The 18,258-nt window shown below is 56.1% G+C and carries 16 protein-coding genes; 13 read left to right on the forward strand and 3 right to left on the reverse strand.

From position 1 onward, the window contains the following. Positions 1-75: 75 nt before the first annotated feature. The gene (locus tag ACOQOY_RS21300) at positions 76-432 is read right to left on the reverse strand and encodes a hypothetical protein (RefSeq protein ID WP_420587387.1); all 357 of its coding nucleotides are present in this window, start codon (positions 430-432) and stop codon (positions 76-78) included. Positions 433-1,196: 764 nt separating this feature from the next. Between ACOQOY_RS21300 and ACOQOY_RS21305 the strand changes: the two genes are divergently transcribed. From ACOQOY_RS21305 to ACOQOY_RS21320, 4 genes are all read left to right on the forward strand, one after another. After that, positions 1,197-1,688: a hypothetical protein gene (locus tag ACOQOY_RS21305; RefSeq protein ID WP_420587388.1), complete on the forward strand. Its 492-nt coding sequence runs from the start codon at positions 1,197-1,199 to the stop codon at positions 1,686-1,688. Continuing rightward, complete coding sequence (locus tag ACOQOY_RS21310; protein ID WP_420587389.1) at positions 1,682-3,046, forward strand: arylsulfotransferase family protein; 1,365 nt, start codon at positions 1,682-1,684, stop codon at positions 3,044-3,046. Before ACOQOY_RS21305 ends, ACOQOY_RS21310 begins: the two co-directional genes overlap by 7 nt. A 78-nt stretch (positions 3,047-3,124) precedes the next feature. Further along, a complete protein-coding gene (locus tag ACOQOY_RS21315; RefSeq protein WP_420587390.1) occupies positions 3,125-4,348 on the forward strand; it encodes a PepSY-associated TM helix domain-containing protein in 1,224 nt (407 codons plus the stop codon). 191 nt (positions 4,349-4,539) lie between these two features. Then, entirely contained in the window at positions 4,540-4,713 is a 174-nt protein-coding gene (locus ACOQOY_RS21320; RefSeq protein ID WP_420587391.1) for a hypothetical protein, read from the forward strand. 258 nt (positions 4,714-4,971) lie between these two features. Here the strand turns inward: ACOQOY_RS21320 and ACOQOY_RS21325 are convergent, their stop codons facing one another. Then, positions 4,972-5,208 (reverse strand): hypothetical protein, encoded by a 237-nt coding sequence (locus ACOQOY_RS21325; protein WP_420587392.1) that lies wholly within the window; start codon positions 5,206-5,208, stop codon positions 4,972-4,974. 249 nt (positions 5,209-5,457) lie between these two features. Between ACOQOY_RS21325 and ACOQOY_RS21330 the strand changes: the two genes are divergently transcribed. From ACOQOY_RS21330 to ACOQOY_RS21365, 8 genes are all read left to right on the forward strand, one after another. Then, complete coding sequence (locus ACOQOY_RS21330) at positions 5,458-7,494, forward strand: B12-binding domain-containing radical SAM protein (protein WP_420587393.1); 2,037 nt, start codon at positions 5,458-5,460, stop codon at positions 7,492-7,494. 94 nt (positions 7,495-7,588) lie between these two features. Then, complete coding sequence (locus tag ACOQOY_RS21335; protein WP_420587394.1) at positions 7,589-8,779, forward strand: PepSY-associated TM helix domain-containing protein; 1,191 nt, start codon at positions 7,589-7,591, stop codon at positions 8,777-8,779. A 60-nt stretch (positions 8,780-8,839) separates the two neighbouring features. After that, positions 8,840-10,336 carry a lipopolysaccharide biosynthesis protein gene (locus ACOQOY_RS21340; RefSeq protein WP_420587395.1) on the forward strand — a complete coding sequence of 499 codons (1,497 nt, stop codon included), beginning with the start codon at positions 8,840-8,842 and terminating at the stop codon, positions 10,334-10,336. A gap of 27 nt (positions 10,337-10,363) precedes the next feature. Further along, on the forward strand, positions 10,364-11,467 hold the full coding sequence (locus ACOQOY_RS21345; RefSeq protein ID WP_420583443.1) for an IS4 family transposase: 1,104 nt from the start codon (positions 10,364-10,366) through the stop codon (positions 11,465-11,467). 206 nt (positions 11,468-11,673) lie between these two features. Then, the gene (locus tag ACOQOY_RS21350) at positions 11,674-12,645 is read left to right on the forward strand and encodes an NAD-dependent epimerase/dehydratase family protein (protein ID WP_420587396.1); all 972 of its coding nucleotides are present in this window, start codon (positions 11,674-11,676) and stop codon (positions 12,643-12,645) included. Positions 12,646-12,654: 9 nt separating this feature from the next. Beyond that, positions 12,655-13,869, forward strand: coding sequence for a glycosyltransferase family 39 protein (locus ACOQOY_RS21355; RefSeq protein WP_420587397.1), 1,215 nt, complete (start codon positions 12,655-12,657; stop codon positions 13,867-13,869). 53 nt (positions 13,870-13,922) lie between these two features. After that, positions 13,923-14,120 carry a hypothetical protein gene (locus ACOQOY_RS21360; protein ID WP_420587398.1) on the forward strand — a complete coding sequence of 66 codons (198 nt, stop codon included), beginning with the start codon at positions 13,923-13,925 and terminating at the stop codon, positions 14,118-14,120. After that, positions 14,113-15,642 (forward strand): GMC oxidoreductase, encoded by a 1,530-nt coding sequence (locus tag ACOQOY_RS21365; protein ID WP_420587399.1) that lies wholly within the window; start codon positions 14,113-14,115, stop codon positions 15,640-15,642. Before ACOQOY_RS21360 ends, ACOQOY_RS21365 begins: the two co-directional genes overlap by 8 nt. On the opposite strand, the gene ACOQOY_RS21370 is transcribed toward ACOQOY_RS21365, so the two are convergent. Next, positions 15,615-16,901 (reverse strand): glycosyltransferase, encoded by a 1,287-nt coding sequence (locus ACOQOY_RS21370; RefSeq protein WP_420587400.1) that lies wholly within the window; start codon positions 16,899-16,901, stop codon positions 15,615-15,617. The two genes, ACOQOY_RS21365 and ACOQOY_RS21370, sit on opposite strands and share 28 nt — an antisense overlap. Positions 16,902-17,162: 261 nt before the next feature. Here ACOQOY_RS21370 and ACOQOY_RS21375 point away from each other — a divergent pair, with 261 nt between their 5' ends. Continuing rightward, on the forward strand, positions 17,163-18,257 hold the full coding sequence (locus tag ACOQOY_RS21375) for a glycosyltransferase family 4 protein (RefSeq protein WP_420587401.1): 1,095 nt from the start codon (positions 17,163-17,165) through the stop codon (positions 18,255-18,257). Position 18,258: the final 1 nt, after the last annotated feature.

Below are 18,258 nucleotides of genomic sequence, written 5' to 3' on the forward strand. Positions count from 1 at the left end.
CCGTAGTGCTCTGGGTTACCGCCCGCCCCAGAAGCCATATTCCAGATGGACTGGAGGCCAGTAATGCGCGGGCAATCAAATTGAACCACTCAGGTGAGGCTGATCGACAAAAAAACCGCCATTGATCAGTCCGCTATCTCCGACAGGCTGTTCGGAAAAGTTAAGAACCTGGTTGTCCTGCACCTCAAGCTTACCAAAGCAGCGCAGCGACGGGACCGTCGCGAGTGTGCTATAAACCCGGATGTCTATATTCCCAACCTCATCGCCATGGGTCAGGCAGAATGCCTCTTCATCTTTGAGGCGGGGCATAACCTGCTTAAACCGCCCACCGGTCAGGCTGCATTTACCCGTATCAACCAGCGTTACGCGCCAGGGTTCGGATTTACCGTTTGCGACTTGCAGGCTGCCGCTGGCAAGGAAAACGTAATTCATAAAATTGCTCCGTCGTTAACCACGAAGACAGTCACTAGTTAATTGGCCTATAACCTAGACCTGATGTGGCCCTCTCTCTCCAAACACTCAGGAGTAGTAGGGCGGAAGCGTCACGCACCTGTCAAGATTCACGATGTTAAGAGTTGTTATGCAATAAAATTTCGGACACTCTCACGCCAAAAAGTATACAATATGCTTGGTGAGGCGTCATTGTTGACTTTTCCGCAAATGTTGGAAGGGCATTCGAAGCACACCGTCCGCAATACCTCAAATCAAGGCAAAACAGATCGGATAGTTTGCCTCTGCCATGAAAGTGCCCAGAATTTCCTTCGGCCGTCCGGCAGCCATGAGGGCGGCCTGTGTCGTGTCGGAATACATCAATTTTTCAAATTTTTAGCTTGAAATCCCCCTTTCTATCAAAGGTGAAAGCTGTTGGTTTTCCGCAGAACCTGTTCCCAGGGCGCAAAGCCGGGTTTGGATATTGGTTCATGCGTCAGATTAAACCGCGATTTCCGGGCCGCGACCCAACACTCACTTGTAGATCAAAGAAAACGGCCGCGTGGACGGGACTACATTTGCTGCGGGGCAACATGATTTTGTTGTGAATCTCAGGCGTCCTCCTGTAACCTGACGACAGTGTTATTAGTGAGGATGTTAGTCAATTGAAAAAAGGTATTGTTCTCGTAGTTATCATTGGTGGTGGCCCGGCTGGGTTAACAGCGGCTTATGAAATCCAAAATTGAGTGTTACGAGAGTTGAGAGATATGCATGTTCCTCAGGTCTGCGAGGCCCCGGACATGGTCGGCCGAATTTCCCGCACCGAAACCCATAAAGGCTATCGCTTTGATATCGGTGGCCACCGGTTTTACACGAAAGTACGCGAAGTCGAAGACATTTGGCATGAGGTGATGGGCGATGATTACATCACCGTGCAAGGCCTGAGCCGTATCTTCTATCGCAACAATTTCTACGGCTACCTGCTGCGCATCTTCAATGCTTTGGGCAATATCGGCCCCTATGAGACCTACAAGACCATCGGCAGCTTCATCAAGTGGACGATCCAGCCCAAACCGCAGGAAGATACATTTGAGGAATGGGTGATCAATCGCTTTGGCAGGCGGCTCTGTATGCACTTCTTTCACAGCTACACCAAAAAGGTCTGGAATGCGTTTTCCGGCGCCTATCACACCGTCTGCCTGATTGAGGAATTTCAGTATCCCCGCCCGGGCCCCGGCATGATGAGGAAACCATGTTGAAGCATCTGGACAAGATCGCGTTTTTCGTAGCACTGCCTCTGCTGGTCGTAGGCCTGGCCTTCGGGGCCGGGATGTATTCGGGTTTGAAAAAGAACTTCGCCTACAAATCGGTCAAACAATTCAAAGAGAACATGTTCCTGGTTTTTGATGAGCGCGAGAACTGGGTGCCTGGTGGTCGACCGATTCATTTTCTGCAACCTGCGCGAAACCCGGGAAGTGAGGTGACCGTCAACGAGCGTCAGAATGATGGAAACCTGATCTTCATTTCCGGTTTTTTTGGCGACGGCAACGAATTACGGCTCATACAGCGCGACGGAACACTGATGGCTCGTTGGCCAGTTCGGTTTTCCGACCATTTCCCTGACACCTCCCATATCGAGAATCCACCGGCGACGGACCACAACATCGACACACACGGAGCGCTCATCCTTCCGGATGGATCGGTCGTCTTTAACTACGACTATGGCGGCACGGTCAAACTCTCGCGTTGCGGAGAGGTTGTGTGGACACTTGCGCATCCGACGCATCATTCGATCGAAGTGGCCGAAGGGGGCGGGTTCTGGGCCCCCGGACGCCACTATCTAAGACCCCCGGAATATGATCGCTTCTGGCCTATGACTCGCCCGGGTCCGGGTAAATACTTCCTGGAAGACCTGGTTTTGAAAATGTCGGATGACGGAGAGATTGTAATCCAGAAGTCTGTTCCCGAGATCCTCTTTGAGAACGGGCTCGATGCGCTGCTGACAGCGACAGGCTACAGTTTTGGCCACGGAACCGACCGCGACGCCGAGCTCGTCCACGTAAACAAGATCGAAGAACTTCCCGCAGCGTATGCCGACAGTTTTCCGGAGTTCGAGGCCGGCGATCTGCTGCTGTCGCTTCGGACCTACAACCTTCTGTTCGTCGTCGATCCGGATACCTGGAAGGTGAAATGGCATCAGACCGGTCCGTGGCGGCGCCAGCACGATCCCGAGTTCGATGCGGATGGCACCTTCTCAGTATTCAACAACAATACCTATCAGCTGGATTATCTTCCAGATGACTCGATCGATCTGGATGCCCCGCTGGTTGGCAATATCCTGAGAGTGGACCCGTCACACGGAACAACGTCGGTCGCATTCGGTGACCGCGAAGGTGAAGAGTTTGGCACCGTCGTTAGGGGCAAGCATGAGATCACTGGCGACGGCGGGTACCTGATAACCGAGTTCGAGGCGGGCCGCATCTTTGAGACCGATGCGGATCGCAGGATCGTCTGGGAATATGTAAACAGGTATGACGAGGACGAGGTTCTGGAGGTGACCGAGGCCCGGCTCTATCCCGCCTCGTATTTCGCGACGGATACCTGGGCTTGTCCGTAGGCGCGGCCTAACGGAATATGTGTTGCGTGGTTATGAGGAGCGTCAAGCTCTTCGACGGAATTCTGAATTGGGGTTGCAATGTTCGACTTCCGCTTACGTATACCAAGCTGGCACCGGTTGCACTCCTTTCTCGGGTTGGGTGCGTCTTTGTTCTTCACCTTCCTGTTTCTTACCGGCACGCTCTTGGTGTTCGCGCCAGAGCTGGACTGGCTACGATACTCTGAAGTTCGCGCATCGCCGCAGGGTAGTGCGAAACTGAGCTTGGGAACGATCTACGACGCGGCTGCCAGGGCCCGGCCCGATTGGGACATTGTAGCGCTCGATCGGTCAGAGGGCGCGCGGTTTGCCGACCAGGTTACGGGCATCCGGCCTGAAGGCCGCGATGCGTTTATTTGGGTCGATCCCTACACCGGTCAGGTGAATGGCGAGACGTCCTCATTTACCATCCATGCCGCTCTGTTGCGATTGCACGAAGCCCTATTCATCCCCGGGAACCAGGGCAAGCTTGTCGTAACATTCTTTGGCATTCCCCTGACCGCCACAGTTATCGCCGGCCTGTTTCTCTACCGCCGGTTCTGGACCGGTTTTTTCCGCTGGCCACGTTTTTCGAGTCGCTCCCGGGCCTGGCTCAGCGATCTGCATCGGCTAATCGCAGTCTGGTCGCTCGTCTTTTTCGTACCCCTGGTGGTGACCAGCCTTTGGTATTTTGTTGAAACCGTCGGACTCGATGCGCCCGCTACGCCAGCGAACCGTACTGTCACCCGCGACCGACTCCTCCCGCCGGATTTCGACGGTGCGCGTCTCGATGCCGCCAGCGCAATCGCCACGGCGACATTGCCGGGCCTAGAGGTTCGGAAAGTGATATTGCCCCGCCGACCCGCACAACCAATCGTTTTCCAAGGGGATCATACGGCGGTTCTGGTTCGTCCTCGGGCAAACTCAGTCTATTTCCACCCGGAAACGCTCGAGGTGCTCGGTGCGCATCGCGGCGAGGACCTGTCGCTGCACCAGCGCATTGCGGAAGCCGCCGATCCGATACATTTCGGCACTTGGGGCGGGCTGCCGACGCGAATTCTCTGGGGCCTGTTTGGTGTGGGACTATCGGCCTTGACGATAATCGGGATGATAATACACGCCAAGCGCGTCGGGATCATACAGCAAAAGACCACCGGCGCACCGGCGCGTTCCGGCTTCGCCCGGGTCTGGCGCGGGATGGGCCCGTGGGGACTTGGAGGCTGGATTTCGTTGGGGTTGGTGGTGACAGGGCTGGCTCTGTTAACGCGCAACTTCCTGGGGGCCTAAAGCGTTTCGGTATTACTTTGAGACATACCCAACAGCGTTGAAGAAATGTACTGCAAAGTGTGGGGTAGTGGCGTATTTCGATTTGATGGTGCCAGAGATTCTGAAAGTTGTCCGCTTCAAAAGTCTTTCAGCTGAAAGCCCGCCTCTTGGGGAAAGGTCCAATGATCTGGCGGCAGGTTTAGGTTCCGGCTTTGACGACTCTGCGCGAATTGCAAGGCATTGTGCCGGTGACCATGGGCTGGAAAGGTTTTAGCTTTTTCTCTTCGATGTTCGCGCAGGGCGGCACGGATCGTTTGAATTGCATGCTGCATTTGGCGTTGGACCGACTTGGGCTTCGGGAGAGCGAGCGGTTCTCGTATGTCTAAGTTAAGGATGGTCACTGGGAGCACAAGTTTTGCATCTCGATCATCGTCACGACCAACCTAGCCGTCGGCAAATGGTCGATTCTGTTGAAAAACACCGTGTTGTGATCGCGAAAAGTAACGCATTGAACGGAGTGCGAACGGCTTTCTTATCAGAACCATTCGCGTTTGCTGCGGTGCAGGAAAGACCTATGCCAGTCTCCAGAGATATGGACGGTGGAGGCGAGGAATAATGCACGGAGCACATGGCGGGAAAACGCCTTACGAAACTCTCAGGGAAAAGCTAAAAGAAAAGCAGCAGATGCCGCGCTGAAACGCCCACGTTACAATCTTTTCCATGGCTCCGACCTCACGTTCGATGCCTTCATAATGGGTCACCACCAGCGCCTTCCCAACGGCAACTGGCTGATTATTTCCTCTACGGAGGGTCGGGTTATTGAAGTCACCGCGACGGGGGAGCCCGTCCGAGGATTCAACAACTACCTTGATGAAGAACACAATACGATCGCCTCACATACGGAAATCCTGCCCCCGATTATTTTGAGACAATGCTCCAATGTGCCCAGTAAAAAGGCACCTGATTAAGCCAAATGTAGAAACAAAACGGAAATTATCTATACTTTGTGCGGACGACATAAGGTGTGATCCGGGAAACTGGACAGATGGCGGGTTGGTACAATAGCCTTTTCCCGTCGACCTGAGTCACGCCGTATCTGGTAATTAGTTTTGCGACATAAGGGTTTTTAGATGCGTATTTACCTAGCCGATTTGGGCCATAATCTTGTGACCGCCACATCAGACACCTACCCTTTAGGTGTCGGAAACCTCGCGACCTATGCCAAGGCTTACGCCAAATCGAAGACGCCTGTTGAGGCACAGATATTTCGTGATCCGCAAGAGTTGAAGGCGGCAATTGACGCTGCTGCGCCGGATGTGATCGGGTTTTCCAGCTATTCCTGGAACCACCATCTGGCTCTTTCTTTCGCCGATTATGCAAAGCTGGCCAACCCCAATGCCCTGACGCTGATGGGCGGCCCCAACTTTCCGCTGACCGAAGACGAGCAGGACAGCTGGATCAGGACGATGCCACAGATCGACATGCACGTGCGCGGACCGACTTACGAGGGCGAGCGCGCCTTATTAAGCACGCTGCAACGGTTCATCGACGTCGGCACCCGCCGCGAAGGGATGTGGGACGAAGCGATTGACGGCGCGCTGTTCGTGCATCCCCAAACCGGCGAAATCCTGCGCGGTGGAGAACTGCCCCGCATCCGCGATCTGGATGAAATTCCCTCACCCTATCTGGCCGGGCTGATGGATAAATTCTTTGACACCGGCCTGTTTGCGCTGATGCAACTGGCCCGCGGCTGCCCGTTCACCTGCGCGTTCTGCAACTCGGCAGTCAAATCGAACTCGAAAGTTTTCCGCCATTCGTTCGAGCGGACCAAGGCGGATCTCGATTACATCGTGGCGCGGATCAACCACGCCAGCCCGCTATGCTTTGCCGACGACAATTTCGGCATGTATGTGCAAGATGAAGAGGTGGCTGACTATCTGGGCCATTTGATGGAGAAATACGACTGGCCGAAATATATCCGCACGACGACCGGTAAGAACCGCGGTGACCGGATCATCAAGGTCATGCGCAAGGCCAAGGGCCGGTTACCGATGACCTCGTCGGTTCAGTCGCTGAACCCGACCGTTCTGAAAAACATCAAACGCGACAACATCAGTCTGGATACCTATGCCGAGGTCCAGCAAGAGCTGCACTCAAAAGGGATGCAATCCTATGGCGAACTGATCCTGTGCATGCCGGGTGAGACCAAGGAATCGTTCATGGATGCGGTCGACAAGCTGATTGAAACCGGCGTCAGCCGGGTCGCCGCGCATCAGCTGATGCTGTTGCATGGTGCGCCCTTGGCCAACCCCGAAAGCCGCGAGGAATTCGGCTTCAAAACCCGCCACCGCGTGGTTGCCCGCTGTCTGGGCAAATATACCGGCGATACTGTGGTTGAGACCGAAGAGATGGTTGTCGAATCCGAACATTTCTCGTTCCAGGACTATCTGGACACACGGGTGTTCCACCTTCTGCTGACAATCTTCTATTATGAGGATAATTTCGATGAAGCATTCCGGCTGGCCAAGGCCAATGGCATTCGGCCATTTCAAGTGGTCAAATATATGCAGGAAATCCTCGACGAGGCCCCGCAGGAATTACGCGATGCAGTCTCGGGCTATCTTGAAGAAAACCAGGCCGAACTGTTTGAAACCCGCGCCGATTGCGCGGCATGGGCCAAAGAGAACTACGACGATCTGATCAGCGGAGAGCTGGGCGGAAATCTTCTGAGCAAATATTCCATGATCGGGCGTTTCATTGTCCTGAACGAGGCGCTGGGTTTCCTCAAACGCGCGATTTCCGACCTTCTGGGTCCTGACAATCAAAATGCGCAAGCTATGTTGGAATCCATCATCGGTTATTACGATGCGGTGATGCTGCATGTGCCGTTCGCGGAAAATCTTGAACGCGAGCCGGTCTGGACATCGCAATTCGATGTCGAGGGATGGCGCGCTGATGGCTATTCAGGATCGCTCAGCGATTACAGGTTTGATGCGCCGCGTGATTTCCAGACTCAGGTCGATACGCGCATCAAGTCGACGCTGTTGTCGCGGATTGAAACCTTTGGCGAGCACGCGTCCGGATTGGGTCGCTTTACGCGGACGATGTTTGCCAATGATTTCCGCCGCAAACTCGACAGCACCTCACAGAGCCATGCCGCCGAATGAATCCGGGCCGGGGCCTGCATCTGACATCCTGTAAGGTTGACAGGCCGCTGGTCGGCAAGGATTTTATGTTTGGCAACAACAGGTGCGCGTGCGTATGGGTCGTCAGTTTCGCAGTTTGACATTCACGGTCCATAAGTGGCTGGGGTTGCACCTGTCCCTTTTCATGGCGTTCTTGTTTCTGACCGGCTCTGTTCTTGTGGTGGCCAGCGAACTTGAGCTTGTATTCCGCCCGAATGTCTGGACCACCGTTCAGGATCAGGAAAGAACCGCAAGCTTTGGCACCATCTACGATACGGTTAAATCCACAGACTCGGTGCGGGCGATCAACGTGATCGAAAAATATCCTGGCGCTTGGCTGACCGACAAGGTCTATGTCGCCACGTCCGAGGGGCCAAAGGTTATGTGGACAGACCCTACAAGCGGTGCTGTTGTCGACACGACCCAAGTGGTTGGCTTTCGATCGGTTCTCAGGGATCTGCATGACAATCTCCTGTTGGATCATCGCGTTGGCTACCTGCTGGTTTCAGGGATCTCAATCCTGATGCTGGGGCTAATTGTGTCGGGGCTGATCAGTTACCGGCGGTTCTGGAAGGGGTTCCTGCGCCGCCCTTCTGATCGCGCGGGCCGAAGGGGCTATCTTGGTGGCCTGCACCGGCTGCTTGCCGTCTGGTCCGGGGTCCTGATGCTGCTGATTGCCGTCAGCAGCTTTGTGTTCTTTCTGGGCGGTCTGGGCATCAGCGGCAAAACAGCCGCCCCCGGCCCTGCGCAGGAACGGACCGAAGTGTTGCCCGCTGATTTCGCCGGGGCGCGCATTGATCAGGCCGAAGCCATCGCCCGCACCGCCCTGCCCGGCTTTGAGCCTTCTGTCATGGTGCCGCCCCGCAATCCGCGCGGCGGTATCGTCTTTTCCGGATCGTGGGATGGCGGCCCGCCCCTGCTGGGCGCGGCGCGGGTCGTCATTGATCCGGTGACGATGGAGGTGATGGCCGCTCTGACACCGTCCGACAACACCGGCATTGCGCGCCTAAAGCCGTTGATCGACAAACTGCATTTCGGAACCTGGGGTGGGTTGTTTTCCAAACTGCTCTGGCTTGGGTTTGGTCTGGCAGGCTTTGGTGTCGCCCTCAGCGGTATGATGACCTTTGCCGCCCGTCAGTCGGGCCCGCTATCGGGCGATGCAGGTGTAATGCGGCAGGTCTGGTCAGGGCTTGGCCTGTTTCGATGGGTCTATGCCCTTTTGGCATTAGGCATTTTTGCAGCCGCGAGTTATCACTACGCGTTGTAATTCAGCCATCGCTGCCAGGCCGGAGTTGAGTATTATTTTTGGTGAAGCGATAAGATAGCGATGTCATTTGAACGGAAATTCACCAAAGGCGTCGCCTGGATGTCGGCAGGCGGCTGGGTCGAACAAGCCATTAACTTTGCCATACTCGCCGTGCTTGCCCGTCTTCTGGGCGTCGAGACATTCGGCATTCTTGCAATGGCCGCAGCCCTTGTCCTGCTTGTGGAATTTTTGGTGCGCGAATCTGTGTCTGAGATATTGCTGACACAAGACACGTTGTCACCACAGCGCCTAAACTCCGTATTCTGGCTGTTGGTGGCATTTGGTGCGGGGCTGGCAGGTTTGCTGTTTATCGCATCAAATCCGATTGCGACCTTCTATGGCGAAGCGCAGGTTGCCCCGCTTATTGTTGCGCTATCGCCAACCGTACCCATGATTGCGCTGGCGGCGGTTCCCGTGGCATTGCTACGGCGCGAAATGCGATTTCGTGCATTAGCTCTGCGGGCGGTATGTGGCGTCATTGCAGGTGGGGTGGTCGGGATCGGCATGGCACTTTCAGGCTTTGGTGTCTGGAGCCTGGCAGGGCAGCGTGTCACCCAAGTTGGCGTGAACGCAATCATGGCCTGGGCTGCGGTCTCGTGGCGACCGGGCTTGAGCGTATCCTTTACCCATATCGGCGAGGTTTTGCATTTCGGCCACCGCATCATCGGCCTGCGCGCGGCTGAACTAGTTGCAGTTCAGATGCCCTCGGTCATCATCGGAGCCACGCTTGGTCCCATACAAGCTGGGTTGTTTTCGATCGCATGGCGGGCGGTCGAGATTGCTTCTTTTCTGGTAACAACACCTTTGCGCATGGTGGCCCATCCCGCACTCAGTCAAGTCATGCGCGACGGTGCAAACGCCACTGCGCTGCTGCTAGATATCATGCGCATCACGGGGCTTGTGGCCTTTCCTGCCTTTGCCGGTCTGGCGCTGCTGTCCGAACCGGCACTAACCGTTCTGTTCGGACAGAAATGGGCTGCAGCAGCACCTGTCCTGAGTATTCTGTCAGTCTTCGGACTGTATCTATGCATCGAGAAGGTACAGCAAACCTACTGTCTGGCTGCAGGTCGGGTGGGTATTCTGGCCTTGCTGGCCTGGTGCGAAGTCGGGTTGAGCATCACCCTGATCTATCTCACCGTTCCTTTCGGACTTCCGGCTGTCACTGCGGGCTTTGTGGTCGCATTTCTGGTTCTGTGGCCACTGCGTTTTCGCAATCTTGCCGCCATCGCCAACCTCAAAGCTGGTACGCTCATGCGCCTGCACATCGCACCCTTTTTTCTAGCAGCCATCATGGCGGCCGGCGTTTACCTGGTAAGCCACCAACTGGCCGAAACGTCTGGGCTGATCGTGCTTGTTACCGGCACTCTGAGCGGCCTGGTCCTGTTTGCAGGGCTGGCATTTTTTTTCCTGCGCGACAGGTTGGAAGTATTGCGCTCGTTCATTCGCCAAAAGGTTCCGGCGTCTAAACCACGGTACACGACGCTTCTTGAAACGAGGGGCGAAAAGGATTCGAATTGAAGATTCTTCACTACAAGGATCTTCAGGATGTTCGGATTTCTCCTCACCCCTCTGATGACAACGCTAAGCCCACATTTTGATCTGAGCAAGACGCGATTGGAGACCCTGGCCATAATGCTGATTGGTCTGGCAAACGGTCGAACTGTGAACCTTGGTCATCTGGCGAGTCAGTTCCCCGGCAGCGCTCTTCATGCATCGAGTTATCGCCGCCTTCAGCGCTTCTTCCAGCATGTTCGATTGGATGGAGATGTGGTTGCGCGGTTGATTATCTGCCTGCTTGATCTGAAGGGTCCAAAGCTCCTTGCGCTGGACCGGACCAACTGGAAGTTGGGCAAGACCGATATCAACTTTCTGGTTCTGGCGATCGTGACACGCCGCTTCAAGGTGCCTCTGATGTGGTCGCTTCTGGGTAACAGCGGTAATAGCTCAACGCGGCAACGCAAGAAGTTGATCCGACGATATCTTCGAGTGTTCGGGGCATCTTCCATTGAGGCTCTGCTGGCAGACCGGGAGTTCATTGGGGATAAGTGGTTGGATTTTCTCGCTGAAAACAACGTTCCATTCGTCGTCCGCTTACGCGAAAACATGCACATCCACACCGAAGACGGACGCCGGTTCCAGTTGCGTTCGCTGCTGCGCAAACGCCGCAAGGGCCAATGGAAAGGCTGGCTGGGCGGCATGGCGCACACGCCCAAGAACCTATTTCGCTTTCAGGGGAAACGGATCAAAGGTGGCGAGTTGATTTGGGTCGCAACAAACATCGACGCCCCAAAAAACCCACTCAAACTCTATCGCAAAAGGTGGGGCATTGAATGCCTCTTCGCAGATGCCAAAACTCGTGGCTTCAATATCGAAGACACTCACATCACCGACCCGCACAAGCTTGCGACACTCCTTACGATCGTTGCGCTGGCCATGACCTGGGCATACCGATGCGCAAGTCAGGCGATGGGCCGACAGGGGATCCCGAAAAAAGCCCACAAGCGGCGGGCAACGTCATGGTTCAGGGTCGGGTTCGACGCGCTCCGACGTTGGATCTTATATAACCCGGAAAAGGCTCTTCAGGCCTGGCGACGAACCTGCCCAAAGCGGTCGCTTTCAAGCCCCAAAATGGAGCGCGTTTGGCCATGAGTCGTGTACCATGCGTCTAAACAGTCTTCATGATGTACGTCGCTGCAAAATCAGGCAAAATGCCTGCAATTGTTTCCCGATCAATCACAGAATGCAGATCCAAATTCCATTCGTTCACTACATACGATCCGGGAATATAGATGCGTTCCGGGCGACGTGTTATAATCAGGGCAATTGGTTATTCTTAGTAGGTCTGGCGAGTACAAATGCATATTCTGATTACCGGTGGTGCCGGTTTTATTGGCTCACATCTTTCTGAACGCTTGATCCAGAATGGCCATGACGTCACGGTTCTGGATGATCTTTCCACCGGACAGATATCCAACCTTGCCGCGATTGCAGATCACTCTGCGTTTCGTTTCGTAGAAGGCAGCATTCTGGACCGCGCTCTGGTTGCCAAACTGGTCACAGCCGCCGACGTGGTATTCCACCTGGCTGCAGCAGTCGGGGTCAAACTGATAATGGATGAGCCCAGCCAATCGATGCTGACGAATGTTGCTGGTACCGAAAACGTTCTGGACGCGGCCCTGCAGAACGGAGCGCACACATTCATCGCATCCAGCTCGGAAGTCTACGGGAAAGCAACAAAATTCCCGTTCCAAGAAGAAGACGATCTGACAATCGGGGCAACAAAAAACCTGCGGTGGTCTTATGCCTGCGCCAAAACTCTGGATGAGTTTCTGGCACTGGCCCATGCCCGGGAATCCGGCCTGCCGGTCACCATTCTGAGGTTTTTCAACACCACCGGGCCGCGTCAAACCGGACGCTATGGCATGGTTCTGCCCAATTTTGTGAAATCCGCGCTCGAGAATGCTCCGTTGATCGTACACGGCACTGGCAAACAATCACGCTGCTTTGGGCATGTCGCAGATGTTGTCGAGGCCATGTGCCGGCTGATGAACACGCCGGCAGCCCGCGGCGAGGTTTTCAATATTGGCACAGATCAGGAAGTCACGATCCATGGGCTGGCCGAACAGATCATCAAGGCGGTTGGGTCTGACTCTGACATACAACTCGTGCCGTACGAGCAGGTTTACCCCGAGGGGTTCGAAGACATGCAGCGCCGCCTGCCTGATGTTTCGAAACTCGAGCGCATCACCGGGTTCCGCCCGATGCTACCTCTGAGCCAGATCATTGACGATATTGCCAATGAAATGCGCCTTCCGCTAACGGCATAGATTACAGCTATGCAGTACACCGTGCTCAGGTCTGTCGATTATTTCTTGCTGGCGGCCATTCTGGCACTGGCCATCGTGTTGCGCCTAATCGGCCTGAATGCACCGCTGTGGTATGATGAGATCGTCACCATCCAGTCCTATGTGCGCGGCCCATGGTCCGACATCATGCAGGGCTATTCGATGAACAACCACTATCTGTTCACCTTGCAATCCAAACTTTCCACATCTGTGTTTGGCGACCACATCTGGGCGTACCGCCTTCCGGCAGTGTTGTTCGGAACTGGCACTGTCCTTGCCATCTGGTGGCTTGCCCGGGATGTGGCCGGGGTGGCCGTAGCACATGTCTCGGCGCTGTTGATCGCCCTGTCCTATCATCAGGTCTGGTTCTCTCAGAACGCTCGTGGCTATACCGAGCTGGCATTCTGGAGCACCCTCGGTATGATCTTTTTCCTGCGTGGGGTAAATGCACCAAAGCGCGGCACATGGGTTGCCTATGGTCTGGTTCTGGCCGCAGCCGTCTTTACACATCTGACCGGGGCGTTTTTCTTTGCCGCACAAGGGCTCGTCTGGCTTGTCCTTGTCATTGCCCTTGCCCTGAAAGGGCAGTTACCGCGCGATCTGCTTCTGTCCCCGCTGATCGGTGCCACTGTTGGATTGCTGTCGCTCGCCGCGTTCTATGCACCTGTGATCCCCGATGTTCTGAACACCGTAGGGTCAGTATCCGAAACATCCGCAGTCGATCTGATGCAAGAGTATCAAAACCCGATCTGGACCGTGTTCGAAGGGGTTCGGACCGCGATTGGCACGGCCGGTGCTTTGCCCTTGCTGGTGGCATTGGCCGTGGTGGCGGTCTCTTGCATCGGAACCGCGACATTGCATGGGCGGGCACCGCTTTTTGCTCCCATGGTACTGGCGCATATCCTGCTGATGCTGGTTCTGTTGCTGGCTCTGGGCATGCGCGTCTGGCCCCGGTTTTTCTTCACGGATATTGGCTTTATCCTGATTCTGATCGTGGTTGGTGTCTCTGCCACTACACGGTTTGCAGGGCGCCTTGTGGGGCGGCCCACGCTTGGGCGATATCTGTTCATTGCCGCATCGGCGGCGATGGTGTTGATCTCAATTGCCCTGATCCAGAGAAACTACTCGGCCCCGAAACAGGATATGGCGGGCGCATATGAAATGGCAGAAAGCATCAGGACAGCCGAACAGACGTATATTCCGTAGGCCATAGCGGCCCCTTGTTTGCCGGGTTTTTCGGAGCCGACTGGGGGAATCTGATGTCACAGAAGGACTATGACAAGGCTCTGGCCGAGCCCCGGCCGGTCGTTCTCGTCGTACCGTTCCCAGCGCGGTCGCACAGGATGATCCCGACCTTGCGCAACGATATCGGGCCTGTTTTTGAATTGGTCCACCACTTCCCTGGAACCCTTGGGGACGGAGATATCCTTATTCTGAAACGCCACGGGTATGACTGATCTAATTATTGGGTCTGGCCCATCTGGGGCCTCGGTCGCTGCGGCCTTGCTGGCGCGGGGGCGGCAGGTGCTGATGCTGGATGGGGGACAAATTCCAAATCAAAAGGCCACAGCGCTGCGCACAGAAATGGCCAGCATGCCACCGGATGAATGGTCACAGGACATGCGCGCCAATTGGCAGGCTCCGCAGTTCCAGACGCCACCGGGGCAAATCCGCCGGTTCGGTTCTGACTTCGCGATGGAGCCTGCCTCCGAGACCCTGACCAGGACAGAGGGGTTCGGATTACGGGCCTCGCGCGCGGAAGGGGGGCTGTCAAATCTGTGGGGCTCAGCTGTTCTGCCCAACCGGGCTGAAGACATATCGGACTGGCCGATTAGTGCTAGCGATCTCGCCCCTCATTACAAGGCGGTGGCAGAGTTCATGCCGATCAGCGGTCAGAGCGATGATCTGGAAGCCCTTCTGCCTGTCTTTTCCATGCAAGGTCGAACCGCGCTGAATTCATCCCCTCAGGCCGCTGTATTGCTTAAAAAGCTGAGCCAAAGGAAAGCGAACCTCGCAAAATTGGGCGTTCATGCCGGTGCTGCCCGGTTGGCCGTAGATCCGGCCTGCCAATATTGCGGTCAGTGCCTGCATGGCTGCCCGTGGGGTTATATCTGGTCGGCCAGACAGACGCTTGCCGATCTGCGCAACCGACCGGGTTTCAGCCATCAGTCTGGCGTTGTCCGCCGCTTCGAGGAAACCGCAGACGGCGTAATCCTGACGCTGGATGGCGGTGAAACCCTGCAGGTCGACCGTGTCTTTATCGCCGCAGGTGTACTGGAAACAGCGCGGCTGATTTTGACCTCGGACCCCGACCGCAGCCGGGTTTTGACTCTCAAGGACAGCCAGCATTTTTTTCTGCCCAGCCTGCACAGATGGCGTGCGCCGCGCCAGCCGGACCGGATGCCATTTCACACGCTGCCTCAGGCCTTTGTGGAAATCGCTGATCCGACTATTTCCCAGCGTCTGGTTCATGCACAGATCTACACCTGGAACGAATTCTACGCCCATGATTTAAATTCGACCTATGGTTCCAAACTGCCCGGCTCGGCCCCACTGTGGCGTGCCTTGGCGAAGCGGCTGATCGTAGCACAGGCATTTTTGCATTCCGACCATTCGGCCCGGATTGACCTGTCGCTTGCGGCAGACGGGCGTCTAACCCCTTCGGTTGTCCAGAATCCTGACACCGATCACATCATGACTGCTGTCAAAGCCCGATTGGCCAAAGCCCTGAACACGGTGGGGCTTTCGACACTGACCTTTGCCGCTCGCCGTGGAGAGCCGGGTTCGGGTTTTCATGTGGGTGGGTCGGTTCCGATGTCGTCTGATCCCGGCCCCGGCGGCACGGATATTCTGGGCCGGCCCAAAGGATTGTCCCGCGTTCATGTCGTTGACGCCTCAAGCCTGCCCAGCATTCCGGCCACGACCATTACATTCTCGGTTATGGCCAACGCTCATCGGATCGGGACATTGGCGGGTTGAGATCCACTCTCAAACGCCCCAGCCTCAAGTGCTTTGGCCAGCGTCCGGTCACCTTTTCCCTGCGCCGCGCGGGCTAGGGCAGCTCCATATGCTTGAAGCACCGGTGTTTCGTGCCAGATATCCAGAAACGCATTGCGTGCAGCTGCACCCTGCTCGTCGCGCCGGTCGGGCCGATTCTGCAGATCACGCATCGCGGCGATCAGATCATCTTCGGTCTCGAACAGCGATCCACCGCCTGCCCGCTCGACGATTTCAGGGAAGGGCCCCAGTCGCCGGGCGATCACCGGCGTGCCCAGCCGAAAGCTTTCGATCAGGATGATGCCGAAGGTCTCATAACACACGGACGGCACGATCAGCCCAATGGCGCCCCGGTAATAGGCGTTGAGTTCTTCCAGCGTCTTGCGACCCAGGAATTTGATCCGTTCATTACCTGCGGCCTGTTTCTTCAAGTCATCAGCATAGCCGCCATCGCCTAGGATTAATAAGTCAGCATCCGGATAGCGGTCAAAGGCCGGGAACACATCCTGCAGCCCTTTGATCTTTTCCAGCCGTCCAACGAACAGGAAATAGGGGCGTTCATGCACGGCCGGTTCCGGCAAGGCGTCCTGATCCAGATCGGGCAGGAAATAGGGCAATACCTGCATCTCTTGCCGCAGGCCAAATTCACGATGCTTGGCGCGGCTGAATTCACTTTTGGCGATGATCAGATCCATGTGATCCAGCGCCCGGTCCAGCGCCCCGGTATACCGCCAGAGCTGAGGCGGGCGTTTGTAGTTCATCATGCAGCGCAGGCATTGGCGGTCGTCACACAGCTCGCGCCCATGCCGCCACAGTACATGGGTGGGACAAACCAGCCAGTGTTCATGGGCCTCATAGATTTTAAGTCCCTCGCCCATCGGTAAAAGGCCGGGGCCGCCAATCAGAGAGGTATTGTTATGCCAGATGATATTCGGCTTCCGCTCGGCCAGAATCTCGCGGATACGTCCCGCGTGCACCACCGGGCGGCCCAACTGCTGGGTCAGCAGGTTCGACATCATGCCATTTCGGCTGCGCAGCCCGATCCGCCGCACACCGTTGGGGTCGGCCTCGGGCTGGGGCTGCCCACCAAGAATCAGATAACTGTCCTCATCATGCACCACCGTCACGTCGTGACCGCGCGCCACCAGCGCCTGCGCCATGCGTTGAATGCCCACGGCATCACCACCGAAGGAATAGGGCGGATAAAATGTGGTGAACATCAGAATGCGCAATGACTGCATGCGGATTTTACCGGGCTACTAATAACTGACCGTTATTAGACACAATCCATATGGCAATCTAAAGTCCGAACCAGTGTGATCTGCGGGTTCTTACCTTGTGTTGCGGACATGCTGCAAAGGCACACGTTCTGAAAGGATCGGCCATCCTGACATAGGCAAATTATGCCCGCGTGTTATGATCGCCCGATTGTTGAAAAATTTGGCTCCGACCTAAATCAAATGCAGACTACCCCGTCTTCAAATCCCCTTCATGTCGTCGAAATGGGTTCCCAGTTTGGCATGGGCGGCATCACCCGGCATATCCTCGGGCTGAGCGACTGGCTGGAAGCCAGAAACCACCGCATCACGCTGGCTGGCACTGCTGACATCTGGGCCGGTCCGAACCGGGGTGATGGATTTCTGAATCTGCCTACACGCTATGTTGCGGGCGAAGGGGGCAGCATGGTCAACCGGTTGCGTCACACGGCCAGCGCAGCCTGGCGTTTGAGGCGCTGGCTGGCGGACAACCCTGCCGATCTGATCCATTGCCACGAATCCGCGCCCGCTCTGGTCGCCAATCTTGCCCGCACCGGTCGCCGCATTCCGGTCGCCGTCACCTATCACGGGTCTGAACCGGAACGCATTGCCGCCTTTGGCCGGATTGCCGCCAAATGTGATCTGGTGATCACGCCCAGCCATCGGTCTGCCGAAGATCTGGCCATCATCGGCAATGTGCCGAAGGACAAGTTGAAGGTGATCGGTCTGGGCGTGTCCCCTCCGCCCGAAGACAGCGCCGAGGAGGTCGCCAAACTAAGGGCAAAACTGCTTGGGGATGGCGAGCGGTTGATCCTTACATTGGCCCGCCTGCAGCCGCAGAAAGGGATCGACATCCTGATCGATTGTGTCATCCGGATGAAGCAGACCCACCCCGGTTACCGCTTTGTCGTAGCGGGCGACGGGCCGGACGAGGCGAAGCTGCACGCCCTGGCGCAGGAAAAAGGGGTTGGCAAGCATCTGAAATTCATCGGTCGGACGGACAAACCGATCCGTCATCTGCGCGCGGCTGACCTATTCCTGCTGACCTCACGTTGGGAGGCGTTGCCATTTACGATCGCCGAGGCTTTTCAGGCGGGAACACCCGCCGTGGCCACTGCCTGTTCCGGCGTGGTCGAATTGATTGATGACAGCGTTGGCGCAGTGGTGCCAATTGGTGACATCGATGCGATCTGCACCGCTGTGGCAGATGTCCTGTCGGAAGAAAGACGTCTGAAAACGCTGGCGGACAATGCCCTGAAACGCAGCCACGAAAACCGCTTTGACCCGGATTGGGTGCACCGCCAATTTGAAAAAGCTTATTACGATCTAGCGAGGCGGTAAC

This window comes from Ruegeria sp., from assembly GCF_965221235.1.
Classification (GTDB): Bacteria; Pseudomonadota; Alphaproteobacteria; order Rhodobacterales; family Rhodobacteraceae; genus Ruegeria.